Source organism: Bacillus sp. 179-C3.3 HS, from assembly GCF_047229225.1.
Lineage (GTDB): Bacteria > Bacillota > Bacilli > Bacillales > Bacillaceae > Bacillus.
The window spans coordinates 13320-29417 of the sequence record NZ_JBFEFT010000022.1; the positions used below are offsets into that span (position 1 = coordinate 13320).

Genomic DNA, 16098 nt, shown 5'->3' on the forward strand with positions numbered 1-16098 from the left:
AATCCCTTTAAAAAACCTTGATAGAGACTAATCATAACAAAGTTCTGAAATGAAGCGTATCGATTCTACACAAGATCTAATGTTTTTTGCAGGTTTTTTAATTGCACTGATATATTCACTTTAAACGTTACCTACAGAGTTTCAAATTAGATTTATACAAAATGATATGATACAAAAAACCACATCACATACTGAAATAACACAAGTATGTGATATGGTTTCTTCCTATTGCTATTCGTCTAATCCATAATAACTGCAAACAACTTGTCCAACAGACTTCGCAGCTACGAGTAGTGCATCTTCATCGATATCAAACTTTGGATGATGGTTAAAATAAGGTTGTTCTACCCCTTTTGGTGTACATGCAATGTAGAAAAAGCATGCTGGGAATTTTTCAGCATAATAAGCAAAGTCCTCAGATGGAGACATAGCTGGGAATTCCTTCACTTCTTTTATGTCCTTATCATCCATGCTTCGTAAGCTATCTGCAACCATAGCTGTCAGTTCAGGATCATTGTATAGAGGTGGATAATCTGGTGTATACGTCAGCTCACATGTGACGTCAAATTCTTCTTCAATCCCTCTTACAATCCGTTTCACTTCTCGCTCAATGGTTTCTTTTGTTTCGTTCGTCATATAGCGGATATCGCCTTCAAGCTCTACACTGTCCTTAATGACGTTGAATGTCCCTTTTCCATCAAAAGATCCAATCGTGATCACACCGATATCGAATGGGCTTAATCTGCGGCTCACAATTGTTTGGGCAGCTGTTACAAAATGGGCAGCAGCCACAATCGCATCGTTCGCTAAATGAGGAGAGGAACCGTGTCCACCTCTTCCTTGTACTTTTAACTTCATATATGCTCGTCCATTGAAGGAATAGCCCGCATGATAGCCTACTGTTCCAGCAGGACCCATAGGCAACAAATGAATGCCATACACAGCATCTAAATCATCAATCAAACCAGACGCTACGATACTTTTCGCTCCACCTGGTGGCACCTCTTCAGCATGCTGGTGAATGATTTTAATTGTGCCTGGAATTGACTCCTTTAATTGAATTAAGCAATCAGCTAAAACCAATAGGTAAGCCGTATGTCCGTCATGCCCACACGCATGCATAACGCCCTCATTCTTTGATTGAAACGGCACATCTGTTTCCTCTACAATCGGAAGGGCATCAAAGTCTGCTCGCAGACCAATTGTTTTTCCGGGCTTTCCGCCTTTGATTGTGACAACAATGCCATACCCATTTCCAACATTCGTATGGATATCAACATCTTTCCCTTTATAAAAATCTGTAATATACTGTGCTGTTTTTTCTTCTTTAAATGAGATCTCAGGATGTTCATGTAAATAACGACGTATGTTGATAATTTCCTCTTTACGTGATTCTAGCATGGACATTAATTCACTTTTCATCATGTTCGTCTCCTTTTTGAAGGTACAGAAAGAAGGTGACCCTCTCTCTGTACCAAATGATAAAAATGAGCTGAATACGAATTCTATTTTTCTTGCATGTCTTAATTAACAGCTTTCTTTGGTGCTTGGTAAATCTTTGAATCATCTAAGGTTTTACCAGCATTTTTTGGAACCATGACGACAATTGATAGAAGAGCTAGTACTCCAAATATGACGTTCACGATAATCCCTACTGTTGCAGCTGTCTCGACACTTCCATTCGCTGCAACTGAACTATAGACTGTTGCGGAAATCGCTACACCAATCGCACTTCCTAATGAGCTCGCCATTTTATAAACACCGGCAGCTTCCCCCACTTTATTAGAAGGTGCATTCGATACAGAAGTATCTGTCGATGGGGTTGCATATACGCCAAGTCCAAGACCAAATAAAGCAAATCCAATGAATACGACAATCGTATAAGCGACATCAGGCAAGAATGTTAATCCCATCACTGCGACACCAAAGGTTGAGATAATCGTTCCCCACACCATCGGCGATTTTGCACCTACTTTTTGAAGAATCTTTTCTCCGACACGAATCATCGCAAGCACAGCCGCTAAATAGCCAATCGATAGCATTCCTGACTGAAACGCTGTAAATCCTCGGCCCACTTGAACATATGTGTTAGCAACAACAAGTGTTCCAGCGATTGCATTTAGTAAGAAGTTTGAATAAGTAGCACCAGCGTATGGTTTATTTTTAAATAAAGAGAAATCAATGAGTGCAATTTCTTTCTTTTTCTCAACTTTGAAGAAAACAATCGCTCCAATCACCGTCACAACAGCAAGAGCCATAACAGCTGGGCTTGTCCATCCTAAGTCCGCACCAAATGTGATAAACACATTTAAAGCAACCATCGTGACGATAAAGATGGCTAGACCCATAAAGTCGAATTTAAATTTACCTGTGCCTTCTGCTTTGCTTTCAGGAGTATCTTTAATTAACAGCATCGCTAGCAGGGCAAAAATGATTGAGAAGATAAAGATCCATCTCCAACCCATATATGTTGCAATGGCACCACCTGCAAATGAACATACACCTGAACCTCCCCAAGAACCGATTGACCAGAAACTTAGGGCACGTTGTCTGTCTTTTCCATCAAAGTAAGCCTTCATTAAAGCGATCGTTGCTGGCATAATACAAGCAGCAGAAAGCCCTTGAATAATACGTCCGATAATTAATAATACCGCTCCTTGCGCTAAAACAAGGCAAAGTGAACCAATAATACTCAAAATCAACCCAATGTATGTGATTTTTTTACGTCCAATTTTATCTGCAATTCCGCCAGCCGCTACAATAAACATCCCTGAGAACAAGGCTGTTAAACTAATTCCGATATTTAACGTTCCTGGAGAAATACCTAAATCTGCTTGAACATCTGGAACTACATTGACCAATGCCTGTGCAAAAAGCCAAAAGGTAATAACACCAAACACAATCCCTGTGATCAACTTATCTGTACCTTTATAATTTGCCTCCATTGTTAAACCCCCACTAAATTTTTTTCATCCATTCATACAGAAACCGTATTGCATCAAGTAGTGACTAGCAGGAACATCTTGTTTCGTTTCTATACTATGATTATAAAAATTTAGTTCATATGAAGAGAGTCAATTTTTGTGCAATTCACCTGACAGCAAGGCCAAAAAATTAACCTCTCATGCTATTGAGGAAAAATAATGGGGTAGATTTTTGTCATCTATCTCAAGGAACGACTTAAAGCCCGACAAGATCTTTCCTTGAGCTTTCGCTCTGAGAAAAGTCCATCAGGCTCTGTATGAATCTCACTAGATAGAAAACCGTACCCTCGGCAACCATTTTCAATAGGCTTTTCGGATATCAAAAAAGTGAATCGCATTGCTTGTTAAATAGGAATAAAAGGACCAATCATTTTCAATCTCTTCATCGAAAATCTCTAAAGAAGGTCTACTTGAATTGATAATATAATCAATGATTTCCGTATCCATGCCATGCTTACTGTTCAAATTCAACCACTTTGTATATAACGCTCCATTATGTTTATCAAATACATGCTTGCGTATTTGATATTCTCCTTTAGGAATTCCAGAAATCGTTACATGAATTTCTTTATTCAGTTTCTGCAGGTATGTCTCTTCAATGGAGAAGTAAGGATTGATAATATTACAATTCATGAGAACCAATTGATATCCCCGGTCATTCTCTGTCATCACGTAATCCTTCCCTTGTGCGACAATCCGACCTTCCAGACGTTTTAAAAACATCAAGGCAAAATAAGCTGGACGTTTTCCATTTAAATAATGGAATAATTCTACACCATCCATTCGATAACGCTGATCTTTCCCTATGTCTTCATGTACAGTTGTATTAATCCAAAGGGCCACTGTTTTGACATCATTGGAGATATCTAATACATTTTTCAAGATTAAAGCTCCGCGGAAAAAGGTGCCATTCGTATACCTCGTATTACCTGATAATGTATTCCATGAAACAAGATGAAGTGGTTTTTCTATACTGTTCTTTTTTAAATAGAGCTTCATTTTATTCGTCTTTTCTTTGATGTAATCTTTGGCTAAATCGAAATTAGTATCTGCCATTTCTTTGAAGTCGATGATCTCATTTTGATTCGCATTATAACCGATAAAATCAATCGATTCTCCATGTTCTAACTGCCATTCATGATGTTGGCTTGTCCTTTCTTTTTGGAAAGAAAAAGGCATATACACGCCCACATGGATCGAAGGAATCATACTTTTCAATACTTGATACAATTTTAAATAAACCCTCTGAAGTTCTTGTGCCTCAACCCCCGTATAATAAGGCTCGTAAAACATCACATGCCATTGCTTCACAAACGACTCGCCGTAAAGCTGTAAGCAATGTCTGATGAACTGTCTGAGCTTTTTAAAATATTGTTCTTCATCTTTCGAGATATCTATATATTCCGCACGTATAAACAAAGATAAATCGTGCTTTTTCATAAAGGCCAAAGCACTATCAATATTAAAATACGGTGATGTTGTCGGAATCTCTTCATCTGTCTCTACCTCAGGAGGAATCGCCGTGTTACTAATGGGATGACGAACCCCGATATACGTTAACTGCAAATCCTTTTTGACATCTAGTATTTGAGAACGGACATCTTCTTTTAATAGCTCAACAATGTCTTCAATAATGAGAATATGATCAGGATACTGTAACTTCATTGGCTCAAGACCCGTCAAGGTGATCGGCAGCTTTTCATACCTTGTCTCTGGATGGCTATAAGATTTTTGATCATCCAAATTCAAGCTACTTAATTTTGCGATCACCTCTGATGGTTGGATCAGATTGGCAACATCTACCTTGTGATCGCTTTGAACAGAGTCCTCCTTTTGGACAATATGGCTATCACGATATGTATGTGGCGTCATTCCATATACTTCTTTAAAAAAGGCGGTAAAAGACTTTGTATTTGGGAAGCCATTATTCATCGCGATTTGCGAAATAGAATCAGATGTATACAGCAATTCCTTCATACTATGCTTCAGCCTGATACTCATTAAATAACGACTAAACCCCATGCCCGTTTTCTTTTTGAAATAGCGAGAAAGATAACTAGTTGAAAGATAATACTTCTTCGCCATCTCCTCTAGTGTGATCATCTGATCATAATTTTTTTCCATATAGTCAATGATTTGCAATAAACGTCGATCACCTATATCTAATTTCTGAATGACACTACCTTCTTGTTTAAAACTACGGATCAATATCAGAAGAATTTGGGAAATATAGGTAATCACTTCGATCCGATAGGATTCATCTTGTCTGTAATAACTCATCATCACATTTGCCAATAGCTTTCGAATTGCAAGAATCATCTCTTCTCTTCCAAGATCAATTTCTCTTGAATAACAATCAAATCGCTGATTGCGATATTGTGGATAATGATCATCCATAAACCCGTCGGAAATCGATAACATCATGACCCTATTCTGTTCATCCCCTTGAACCTGAAAAAGTTGATTACGATTCAGAACGAGAATATCGTTTTCTGACATCTGATAAAAACGACTCGATGTCTCTATTTTGACTTCACCACTAATGACCCAAATCATTAGTACCCCTTTGTTTATCTTTGGGGCCAGTGACTTAATGTGTTGAAAAGATATCTGGAAATCTGACAATGGATCATTCAATCCACTCACTCCTAACTACTTGTTCAATATAGAGTATGCCCCAAAATAGGTGCTGACACGTACTGACATTGACTCAACGATACACCATATTAGACTTTACAACTTTTTCAATCCAATTACTTGCGTATTCGAAAAGATCGTCAGTTGCTCCATCATAAACTCCGCAGAATATTGGAACTCACCTTGTATCCAACTATAAATCAACCCGAGCGTGGCATTCGTTTGATAATGTAAAAACGTCTCATAATGCACCGTACCTATTGTGGATTGAACCTCAATAAAGAGATCTTCTGAAAAAATTTGATGAAACAGCTCCTCTAAGCACTTTTTGAAATCGGCATGGCTAGTATACAGTGCATAAAATATCCGTTTGTTTTTTTCGATATATTCAAAAATTTGAATCGTTGTGGGAGCTAACGTGTTTACATTGATCCGTTGTTTATGTTCAAAAGGAGAGAGAATCGCTTCTCTTAATCCTTCTAATAAATCATATAAAGCCTCTTCTAGGAACTCCTCTTTATTTGAATAGTGGGCATAAAACGTGGCTCTATTTAAATCTGCATATTGTGCAATCATTGATACGGTAATCTCATGTTCAGGGAACTGTTCAATTAAATCAATATAAGCATTTCTTAAAGAACGTTTCGTCCTTTTCACTCTTCTATCCAGTTTAATTTTCATCTGTCCCGCTCCTGTTATCAAAATATCCGACAATATGATTATATCCGTTGTTTAACCTTCAATTGAAGTATTTTTGTTTACCTCATTTTTCACAATAGATGATAATTTGGGATTGTAGGGTACATTCAACATAACGTATGGGAGGAATTTTGGATGAAACTAGAAAACAAAATCGCTGTCGTGACTGGAGCTGCCTCTGGGATTGGTTATGCAATCGTCGAAAAATTCGTAAAAGAAGGCGCAAAAGTGATTGCTGGGGATATAACAGACAATATTTTTGAACTTGATCATACATTTGGTGAAAGCGTAAAAGCTGTCAAAGTAGATGTTTCAAAAGAGGCAGATGTTAAAAACTTAATTGAAAACGCTATCAATACCTTCGGAAAACTAGATATCTTATGTAACAACGCAGGAATCATTGGGGCATATGCAAACATTGATGAGTATACAGAAGAACAATGGAACCGAGTGCTCGGTATCAACATCAATGGACCTTTCTTCGGTATCAAACACGCAGTTCCTCATATGAAGCAAAATGGTGGCGGCTCCATCATCAATACCGTCTCCATTTCATCACGACACGCCACACCGGGTTCACCAGCATACGTTACCTCAAAAGGCGCAATGCTTATGCTAACACGCCAAGCTGGGCATGATTATGCACGTGATCACATTCGTGTAAACGGTGTTTCTCCAGGTGTCGTGAGTACTGGCATTTTAAAAGACGTAAACGATGACATGTTAAAAGTCTATTCAGAAGCCATCCCAATGGGAAGAATCGGCCAACCTTCCGAACTGGCCAACGTAGTTTGCTTTTTAGCATCGGATGAGGCATCTTATGTGACTGGGCAGACATATATTGTTGATGGTGGGAAAGATACTATTTAATTAAATATAACCTCCTAAGTAGTTGCTATAAAAATGCAATACAACTACTTAGGAGGTTTTTTATTGTAAATATTAACAAAAAAATAAAAATGTCTTATCGCTTTAATAAGTGTTTTGCTAACTGACGATCTTCTTTATCCTTCGTATTCACTGCAATACTTTGAATCATTTCCCTTGTCGCTATTTGTTGTGAATACGATGGAGACCATTCTTTTAGGACGCTTAATGCAAAGTACTGTAAATTTTCTATTCTCAGCGCAGCATGAATCAATGATAGGCCGACACCTTCATATTCATCTAAATCCTGTACAATATATTGTAGACACATCTCTTCATCATCTGAAAGATTTGATAACGGTAAATGGTTCTCTGCAAAATGGCAAAGATCTTGAATATGTTGGCGTTTATTTGTATCCATCACAGCGAAATATAATTCACTATTTGTCGGTTCATTCTCAAGCAACTCAAATAAATGCTGCACAACGTCTAAACGATAATAGAGAGCGACTTCAAGTGCTTGGACATGATGGTTTTGTTTTAACATATCCATTGCAAGTTGTGGCCATTTCCTGTCATTGATCAATGGCTGAATCGCTTCCTGAATTGCCAAATACTCATCTTGTTTCCATGAGTCATCAAAGCGCTCTTCCCACATTTCTTTATCATCATTTAAGAATTCACTGATTTTCATAATAGGATAAAAATCTTCAAGTGATTGACAGTGCATCTGTGCATGTTCAATAAAACGCGAAAGAACTGTGCTTGCATTCGGATAATCATCAATGCCGTGGTGAGAACTCTCTTCACTTATTAATGACAGAATGAGGAGACTCGCTCCATGATATAACTCTTTTGAAATCCTATCTTCAGATAGAGTGGCTTCAAGGTCACCATGAAGAGCGCAAGTATAAGCTAACGTTTCATCATTGATTGTATTTTGACAACCTTCTGTTAGTAACCATTGCTTGATTGCTGGCGTCGATGCTTCCAATTGCTCAACAGCTGAAACTTTCCCCCAGCCATGTACGGACTTTGCAAGTTGCCACACTTGTTCGTTCGCTTGAGTCGTGCCACTCTTTAAAGCAGATACAACGTAAGACGTAAATTCTTCATGCATGCCTATTGTGAATAAAAGCTCTTTGTATTTCTCACAATTCGTACATCCCAATACAATGACTGCAAATTTTACAACCTCTCGATGTGCTGCATGTTCAAGAAGCCATAACGCTTCTTGTTGTACAAGAGACTCGTCCCATTTTGCTTGCTGAATCCGTTTGATCAATTCGTCACTACATGTCGCCATATGATTAGACATGATCTTTTCATACGTGATCTTTCTTGTTTGATTTGTAGGGTGATGTAGTTGGTCTTCAAAAACTTTCAATAGTTTCTTCACATAAAATGGTGTAGGACCTTCATCTACTAAATAATCGAATAAGCCCGGAGCCCATCGCGATTCGTTTTCGTTATATAAATATTCATCATCTGGTAAACGATCATCTACTATTTTATGATGTGTTTGAATTTGTTGTTGGATAAAGGGAACGATCTTCTCTTTATGATCCCACGGAAGAAAATCTAACTTAGTGGAATCATCTAAAACCGTTTCATGACCTACTTTTACAATACAATTCAATCGTACATAACCACCAAGCTTAACGGATACCTTATGCTTTGTACCATCTTCAAATTCCAGTATCCCTGACAATCTCGAATATGGTAAGATGTGCGAAAATAGACTTTTCCGTTGTCTACTATCAACTGTCTTCCCATCAATGATCAATTGCTCTTCTTTTATCTGATTGATAATTTCGATAGAATGCCCTTTATAATCGATCTTCCACGTTTTATTGACTTCTTTTTCTACATCTTTCACTACATTACGCATTTCACGTTTCATGTCATCTTTAAAACCCATGAAATCCTCCTTAAAGTATGGATGGAATATATTCATCTACGTATCCATAAGTCTGATATTTACTTATTCTTATTGTCATGCATTTATATTTTCATCCTATATCATACGTTATTTATATAAGAAAATCCCCTGAATATAAAAAGGCATGGAAAAAAGAACTCCCCCTTACCTGTCTTGACAAAAATGACTGTCCGATAAATGCACCATTCTTTTATTCAAATGTCTTTCAACTAAACTGATACAGCTTTTCTTAATAAATTGCTCTTTATATTCCTCAACCTGCTCTTCTCTAGATCCATATAAATCTTCATCACTCTCAATTTCTATATGATGAGACTCAAACTTTTCATTTTCATATAAGTGGAAATGGAAAAACACATGTGCATTATCTACCATATGTTCAACAAATGACGATATATCATCTATTAATTCCTCATACTCTTCTTTTTCTAATATTTCATTAAGTTTAAAGTTACTATGAACATCTATTGAAATATAATTCTCCCTTGACTTTAACTCGTCCTCGGTCGCAAGTGGATTATCCTCAATTGTCGCTTTTCTCTTCATGTCTGTTATAGAAAAGTAGCAGTATGCATGATTGACTTTGAGTAACCTTACTTCCCAAATCTCAGTGTCAGCCAATCTGTACAGCCTATTAAATCTATACATATCCATCTCTCCTTGCTTACTGGCATCATAAAGCTTCTCTTTAAACTTCTATTTCTTCTAAAAGTGGTATTATCCGTCAGACGACTGACCAACGAACACTATCAATGAATAATAAAAAACTAACTTCCAATGGAGAATATAAACCAATTGCTGTGCTTAAAAGTGAAAGGTTATATGCAATAAAAAGAGCAATTCTACTCTTAACAGGTAATGTATATTTGATAACTTCTACTGTTTAGCGATTAAACATCATTCCCCTTCTTTCGTTCAGAACAGTCATAGATCCAAGTTTAGCTCATCAAAGAAAAGACTTCTATTACTTTTCCTTGTTAGATTTCTTTTCATCTGATTAATTTTCTACATCTATTAAGCACCTAACCTACGTTCACTACAGTTACAAAGAAATTAAGAAAAAAGTCATCATTGACTTTCACTCAAAACATTATGATTTACTTATTTTATATTCTCACTATTTAATAGCAGGTTTAGCTATGTTAGGATGGTAAACCAAAGGAGGAGGATATGTAATGAGTAGTAAATTAAAAAGTACCTTTATCAAATTGGCCGCTTCTCTATTTCTAATAAGCGCCTTGGCTCTGCCAACTTTACCTAAAGATGCAAATGCCACAAAATCACAGGCCACATATCAAGTGGAGAACCTTAATGATAGTGAATTAAAGATGACGTTTCATCATGCTAGTGTTCATATCGATTCTAAGGGAAATGCGATATTGGAAGATAAAATCACGAATGAAAAACAAGTTCTTCCTAAGAAATCGACCGATAAAAACAATCATCCTGTTACTTTGCATTATGAAAAAGTGAAAAATGGGATTTTAATTAAAGTGGTGAGTGAAAAAACAAGCGGAAACACCAGTACTCAATCTGTTGGAAAATGTATTCTAGGTACCAGCGGTGGGGCAGTCACTGGAGGTGGTACGCTCGGTCTGGCTGGTGCTGCTGTAGGAACCGTCACGATACCTGGCATCGGCACTGTAGGCGCTGGTGCCGTTGGTGCCATCACCGGTGCTGTTGGGGGAGCATTGACTGGAGCTGCTGCATCTTGTTTTTAATTGATAATAAAAAGGGTACTCTCTTCTTATCGTAAAGGGAAGGTGACCACAATGTACAAAATCATCATTCCATCTATACTAATCATTTTTTTACTTTGGATTCTATTACAGATTTCATTAGAGATGAGCATCTTTAAGAATCCAATGAATTATTTTATCTTATTTATCCTTTTCTTTCTTGTCATTAAGATGGTGAAAGAGAAAAAATAGGATCCTTATGGGATGTGCTAGAGGAGATGAATAAATTTCATCTCCTTTTAGCTAAGATTCACACTAATAGCATATTGTGAATTCACTTTATTATACGGTTCACGGTAACTAAGCTAAGTTCGATTTTCTATAAGGTATCATTTCGATGCGAATTTCCTTTTTCTTTATATCTTCATTTGAATAAGAGTTTAAATTGAATCCAATACGTTGAAAGCCTTTTTTCAAATAAAATTAGATGATTGTGTTTCTAATACAATCATTCTCACTCCCAATTTACGAGCTCGTTTTTGAGCCATTCTAAAATGCTACCAATACCTTTTCTTTTGAGCCCTTTAAAAAACACCTGAATGTTAATATTCAGGTGTTTTTCATAAACCTCATTTACTTATGAGACGGTTCACTGTGATGATTTATTCTACTTCACTAGCTAACATCCAAACTCTTTTAATAGGAATCTCTTTCTTAATTTCATCGCTTAGCTTTTCGTAGTTCTCGAAGATTTGTTGAATAATGGTTTTGGAATCCCATAGACGAACCTTAAAGAATTGCTTAGGTATTTCTTTCGTAACAGATGATTTGAAACCACTCCATGAGACTAACAGACCAAAGTCTGCACTATAATTACTCATTGTACCTATTAATTGATCTAATGTCGGTCTATCAAGAGGCGTGTCCGATGTTTTTACTTGAACACAAATTTTTGGATCTCCAAAACCAAGTGTATCGGAAGCTGCTAGTATATCTACACCGTGATCCGCACCTTCTGGACTTCTATACGTCGTAAACCCTTTTGCTTTCAAGATTTCCTCAACTAAATTTTCCATCTTATGTCCCTTAAATCGCTGAATAATCCTCTCGGAAATTTGGTCATAAATATATTCTTCTAAATCAATAGAAACCGTTTCTTCATTTTCCTCAACTAGTTCCTTCACATTCTTATTTTTTGGTACATACCAATTATGTTTACGCATTTCTCTCATGCGTTCTTCTGCATTATTTCTATGTATTTTACAAACCGTCATAAAAGCACCTAGTGAATATAAAATATCCTGATCAAAACGATCCCTCGGTATATCTTTTGCAATCCATTTTACATTGCGATAATGGTAATAAGGACTTCCAAGTGATTCGTTATAAACATAATCACCAGCTACCTCACCAATGTGTATTGTTCGATTAAACTTTGAAGGTAAGACGACTAAATCACCTTGCTCCATGGCATGTGCAATTGGCCAAATTTGCGAAGCCCAGTTGATAGCTGTTTTTTCTTTATCTAGATCATAATGTTCGATTAATCTTTTATATAGAACCTCTTTAGATTCAATTTCTTTTAAATCTATATTAAGATCATCCCAAGTCAGATAGACTCTTTCATCATCTAGAAACTTGTTTTCAAACTCCCCTTGTTTTCCAGCACGAAATAACCAAACTGTCATCCTATATTTCCACCCTTTCTAAATTCTTTTTAAAAAAGACATTCACATAATATGTAACGTTATTTATATTTAATTTTTGGAATTGCTTCAGTAAAATATGATGTCAACTAATGACTCGTTACTTTTCCGTATCGAACGTATGCTTTCTATTAGACGCCGTTGTATTTGAGCCAATCATATTCAGAATATACTACCATCAATTACTTGTATACCTAATATTTACTTTTATCTATTCCCTATATATACAAACGAAAATACTCCTATGATAGCGATATATCATTCCATTTCCCACAAACTTTTTTCCAGTATATCTAAATACGAGTTGTGATTCACCCTGAAAATAAAGTATAGTTAGTGTCTAATAAAACAATCATCTGATAAGGTTGTGTCAACATGCGTATTAATAAATATATAAGTGAGTCTGGAAAAGCATCTAGACGAGGTGCCGATAAATTAATTGCCGATGGAAGAGTTAAGATTAATGGTAAACGTGCAACAATAGGGAGCCAAGTTGAACCTGGGGATGACGTTCGAGTAGATGGAAATCCAATCCGAGTAGCAAGGAATAATGTCTATATTGCTTTAAACAAACCTGTAGGTATCACGAGTACAACAGAGAAACGTGTAAAGGGGAATATTGTTGATTTAGTCAACCATCCATTAAGAGTATTTAATATTGGGCGCTTGGATAAAGATTCGGAGGGCTTAATACTTCTTACGAACGATGGTGACATTGTTAATGAAATTCTCCGTTCTGAAAATAAGCATGAAAAGGAATATATCGTTTCGGTAGACAGGCCCATTACTCCTGAATTCTTGAAGAGAATGTCAGAAGGTGTCAAAATATTAGGGACAAAAACACTTCCCTGTAAAGTAGTTCAGTTATCAAAATTTGATTTCCAAATTATTTTAACACAGGGGCTAAATCGCCAGATTCGCCGCATGTGTACTGAATTAGGATACGAAGTTTACCGATTGCAAAGAATCCGAATCATGAATGTTCAATTAGGCAAACTTCCTCCTGGACAGTGGAGAGATTTATCCAAGAAAGAACGAACTCAATTATTTAGAGAATTAAACTACGAGCCAAAAGAATGGTAAAAACTATAGAACATCAAGTTTAGTAGAATTGTCATCTCCAAATAAAGGGGCAATCTTATTATAATTAAATCTTAGTGCGTCTTTTCAAGAAAGAAGCTAACCATAAGATTTACATTAATATATAAACGCAAACCACTCCTGAAAATGTAGCAATGGAGTGGTTTCTTTAATAGAACTTATTTAGACCGCATGATACAATTTTCTTTTTGTGTTGAAATCACCACTCATATCATTCCAGATTATTGTATGTTTCACTCATGACATTGTGTTTTAGAGCAGGATATGAGGTGGACTTAATATTTTCTCCAATTTAACCATTTATTACCCCCATGTTGATACTAAGTTTTAGTCGATATATGTCGATACATAGTATATACAAGACTAACTTACTATATTGGAGGCAAGAAACCCTTATGAAAAAGACATCGTCGGTAAAAACAGAAAAAAAGGGGCTCAAAACTAGACTTTCAGATTTTTGGAAATTTAGCAAAAGACAGTCCAAATTAATGAGAAATCGTTTAATTGCGTCATTTTTAGCTGTCCTTCTCATTCCTAGTGTATTGATTGGATACTTTTCGTATGAAAGCGCTAAACAAGAGATAGAGCTTAAAATTAAAAATGGCATATATTCTAATGTAGGTACCGTAATGAGTCTACTGAAGTTACATACTACGCCAGCAATCCAGAACCTTGAATTGTTAGCATCTGATTTAGATTCTGAGAGCATAACCTCTGCTGAGACTCAACAGAAGTTGGATTTGATCCTGAGCACTCATCCAGAAATCGACAGAGCTATTCTTGCGAATGATAAAGGGGAATATATCATCCACCCTAAGGTTGAAACTAGTGATTTTAATCCAATAGAAGCTAAATGGTACTTGGAAGGGATGAACAAATCCGGACAAACTGCTTTCTCATCCGAGACTGCTGATGAATCTTTAACTGGGAAATTCGAATATAACTTTTCACATACTCTCAAGGATGGTCAGGGTGTATTGAATTTCAGCATTAATCAAGGTGTGATGGCGGAAGGGATAAATTTCGCAAAGATCGGGGATAACGGTACTCTGATCGTAACAGATGAGAATAATACCATCATAACGGGTACTGGGTATATATTTGATATTAATTACTTTACGCCTGGAGGAGTCTTTGATGCCGGTAGTGGTAAAGATATCCCTGATGACAAAGAAGAGAAGTACTCTCAAATAACCAAATCCCATTCTACTCTCGAAGGCAATGAATTGGAATTATATTCGACAACAGAACCTATGACAGGTTGGAAGATTTCTGCCTTGATTGGTACGGGGGATTATACTGAAGCAGCTAAACCGATCCTTAGAACAACCCTTTTGGTCATTAGTATTGCCTTTTTATTAACTGCTGTATTAGTGACGATTACCATCCGTACGTTCATCATTCCTATCAGAAAATTAAAACAGGGAACCAAGAACGTAAGAAATGGAGACTTGACCAATAAAGTAGATCTAAAAAGAGATGATGAATTCAAAGCTCTTGCTGATGACTTTAATGAGATGACGTTATCCCTTTGCTCCGTGGTTACAGAGCTTGGTCAAACCTCTACAAAGCTGGCATCCTCTTCCGCAACCATTAAAAAGAGTACGGATCAGACCGTTCAATCTGTTCAGGACGTAGCGGAAACTCTACAAGTAAGTGCAGAAAGTGCCATAACTGGAGCAGAAACCTCCAACCAAACGGCGATAGCTGTAGAAGAAATGGCCACAGGCGTAGGCTCTATAGCAGAGGCAGCCAATACAATTGTAGATTCGACCGGTCAAACAGAGCAGGATGTTGCAAAAGGTAGAGGGTCTATCGAAAATGTAAGTGATCAAATGAAACGCATTCTAGAAGCTGTAATGGAATCTTCAGATATGATCGGAGACTTGGCTAATCTTTCTATTGAAACAAGAAGAATGAATGAAGCGATCACTGAGATCGCTAGTCAAACTAACCTACTGGCCCTTAATGCTGCAATTGAGGCAGCCAAGGCTGGTGAACAAGGACGTGGATTTGCCGTCGTTGCTGGAGAGGTACGGAAGCTATCCGAACAATCCAAGCATACTGCTGATGAAATCAGTGAGACGATTACGAAGATGGATAACCTGATCCAACAGTCTAATTCCACTATGAATGGTAACGTAAGGACTCAGGTTGGTGAGGGTCTACGTATCAGTGAAGAAGCAGCATCCCTGTTCGCTACGATCGAACATTCAACCGCCCGTATTATAGATCAGATACAAAGTATCTCTGCTGTATCTGAACAGATGTCAGCAGGAACTGAGGAAGTTTCAGCTTCTGTTCAAGAGCTTGCGAAGATTTCGGAGTATACCGCGGATGGAGCGCAAACAACTTCAGCGACAGTTGAAGAACAGTTAGCTTCTATCAATGAGATTGCTCATACTTCCCAAGAGCTTGCTGACATGGCAGATAATCTTCAAAAAGTAGTCTCCAAGTTCAATGTAGGGCAATAACACGCAAGT

At 37.0% G+C, this 16098-nt stretch carries 12 protein-coding genes; 5 read left to right on the plus strand and 7 right to left on the minus strand.

Going from position 1 to position 16098, the window contains the following annotated elements; all coding sequences use genetic code 11:
* Positions 1–231: 231 nt before the first annotated feature.
* The 4 genes from AB1K80_RS13330 to AB1K80_RS13345 all read right to left on the minus strand — a co-directional run bounded on the left by AB1K80_RS13330 (position 232) and on the right by AB1K80_RS13345 (position 6302).
* Entirely contained in the window at positions 232–1422 is a 1191-nt protein-coding gene (locus AB1K80_RS13330; RefSeq protein WP_412857165.1) for an amidohydrolase, read from the minus strand.
* Positions 1423–1523: 101 nt separating this feature from the next.
* On the minus strand, positions 1524–2945 hold the full coding sequence (locus AB1K80_RS13335) for an MFS transporter (protein WP_412857166.1): 1422 nt from the start codon (positions 2943–2945) through the stop codon (positions 1524–1526).
* A gap of 339 nt (positions 2946–3284) precedes the next feature.
* Positions 3285–5540, minus strand: a complete 2256-nt coding sequence (locus AB1K80_RS13340) for a helix-turn-helix domain-containing protein (protein WP_412857167.1) — start codon at positions 5538–5540, stop codon at positions 3285–3287.
* A 177-nt stretch (positions 5541–5717) separates the two neighbouring features.
* A complete protein-coding gene (locus AB1K80_RS13345) occupies positions 5718–6302 on the minus strand; it encodes a TetR/AcrR family transcriptional regulator (RefSeq protein WP_412857169.1) in 585 nt (194 codons plus the stop codon).
* A 153-nt stretch (positions 6303–6455) separates the two neighbouring features.
* On the opposite strand from AB1K80_RS13345, the gene AB1K80_RS13350 reads away from it, so the two are divergent.
* Positions 6456–7190, plus strand: coding sequence for an SDR family NAD(P)-dependent oxidoreductase (locus AB1K80_RS13350; RefSeq protein WP_412857171.1), 735 nt, complete (start codon positions 6456–6458; stop codon positions 7188–7190).
* A gap of 94 nt (positions 7191–7284) precedes the next feature.
* Here the strand turns inward: AB1K80_RS13350 and AB1K80_RS13355 are convergent, their stop codons facing one another.
* Entirely contained in the window at positions 7285–9108 is a 1824-nt protein-coding gene (locus AB1K80_RS13355; RefSeq protein WP_412857172.1) for a hypothetical protein, read from the minus strand.
* 165 nt (positions 9109–9273) lie between these two features.
* Positions 9274–9777, minus strand: a complete 504-nt coding sequence (locus AB1K80_RS13360; RefSeq protein ID WP_412857173.1) for a hypothetical protein — start codon at positions 9775–9777, stop codon at positions 9274–9276.
* Between the two features lie 527 nt (positions 9778–10304).
* Here AB1K80_RS13360 and AB1K80_RS13365 point away from each other — a divergent pair.
* A complete protein-coding gene (locus AB1K80_RS13365; protein ID WP_412857175.1) occupies positions 10305–10850 on the plus strand; it encodes a Pathogenicity island protein in 546 nt (181 codons plus the stop codon).
* Positions 10851–10901: 51 nt separating this feature from the next.
* Positions 10902–11060, plus strand: a complete 159-nt coding sequence (locus AB1K80_RS13370; RefSeq protein WP_412857176.1) for a hypothetical protein — start codon at positions 10902–10904, stop codon at positions 11058–11060.
* A 410-nt stretch (positions 11061–11470) separates the two neighbouring features.
* On the opposite strand, the gene AB1K80_RS13375 is transcribed toward AB1K80_RS13370, so the two are convergent.
* On the minus strand, positions 11471–12496 hold the full coding sequence (locus AB1K80_RS13375) for a restriction endonuclease (RefSeq protein WP_412857177.1): 1026 nt from the start codon (positions 12494–12496) through the stop codon (positions 11471–11473).
* A 393-nt stretch (positions 12497–12889) separates the two neighbouring features.
* Here AB1K80_RS13375 and rluF point away from each other — a divergent pair, with 393 nt between their 5' ends.
* Positions 12890–13597 carry a 23S rRNA pseudouridine(2604) synthase RluF gene (gene rluF, locus AB1K80_RS13380; protein WP_412857179.1) on the plus strand — a complete coding sequence of 236 codons (708 nt, stop codon included), beginning with the start codon at positions 12890–12892 and terminating at the stop codon, positions 13595–13597.
* A gap of 413 nt (positions 13598–14010) precedes the next feature.
* Positions 14011–16089: a methyl-accepting chemotaxis protein gene (locus AB1K80_RS13385; RefSeq protein ID WP_412857180.1), complete on the plus strand. Its 2079-nt coding sequence runs from the start codon at positions 14011–14013 to the stop codon at positions 16087–16089.
* Positions 16090–16098 lie beyond the last annotated feature (9 nt).

Coding starts and splice junctions, on each gene's coding strand:
- rluF (WP_412857179.1), top strand. CDS start 12,890: ATGCGTATTAATAAATATATAAGTGAGTCTGGAAAAGCATCTAGACGA.
- AB1K80_RS13345 (WP_412857169.1), bottom strand. CDS start 6,302: ATGAAAATTAAACTGGATAGAAGAGTGAAAAGGACGAAACGTTCTTTA.
- AB1K80_RS13340 (WP_412857167.1), bottom strand. CDS start 5,540: ATGATTTGGGTCATTAGTGGTGAAGTCAAAATAGAGACATCGAGTCGT.
- AB1K80_RS13335 (WP_412857166.1), bottom strand. CDS start 2,945: ATGGAGGCAAATTATAAAGGTACAGATAAGTTGATCACAGGGATTGTG.
- AB1K80_RS13330 (WP_412857165.1), bottom strand. CDS start 1,422: ATGAAAAGTGAATTAATGTCCATGCTAGAATCACGTAAAGAGGAAATT.
- AB1K80_RS13370 (WP_412857176.1), top strand. CDS start 10,902: ATGTACAAAATCATCATTCCATCTATACTAATCATTTTTTTACTTTGG.
- AB1K80_RS13355 (WP_412857172.1), bottom strand. CDS start 9,108: ATGGGTTTTAAAGATGACATGAAACGTGAAATGCGTAATGTAGTGAAA.
- AB1K80_RS13375 (WP_412857177.1), bottom strand. CDS start 12,496: ATGACAGTTTGGTTATTTCGTGCTGGAAAACAAGGGGAGTTTGAAAAC.
- AB1K80_RS13365 (WP_412857175.1), top strand. CDS start 10,305: ATGAGTAGTAAATTAAAAAGTACCTTTATCAAATTGGCCGCTTCTCTA.
- AB1K80_RS13385 (WP_412857180.1), top strand. CDS start 14,011: ATGAAAAAGACATCGTCGGTAAAAACAGAAAAAAAGGGGCTCAAAACT.
- AB1K80_RS13360 (WP_412857173.1), bottom strand. CDS start 9,777: ATGTATAGATTTAATAGGCTGTACAGATTGGCTGACACTGAGATTTGG.
- AB1K80_RS13350 (WP_412857171.1), top strand. CDS start 6,456: ATGAAACTAGAAAACAAAATCGCTGTCGTGACTGGAGCTGCCTCTGGG.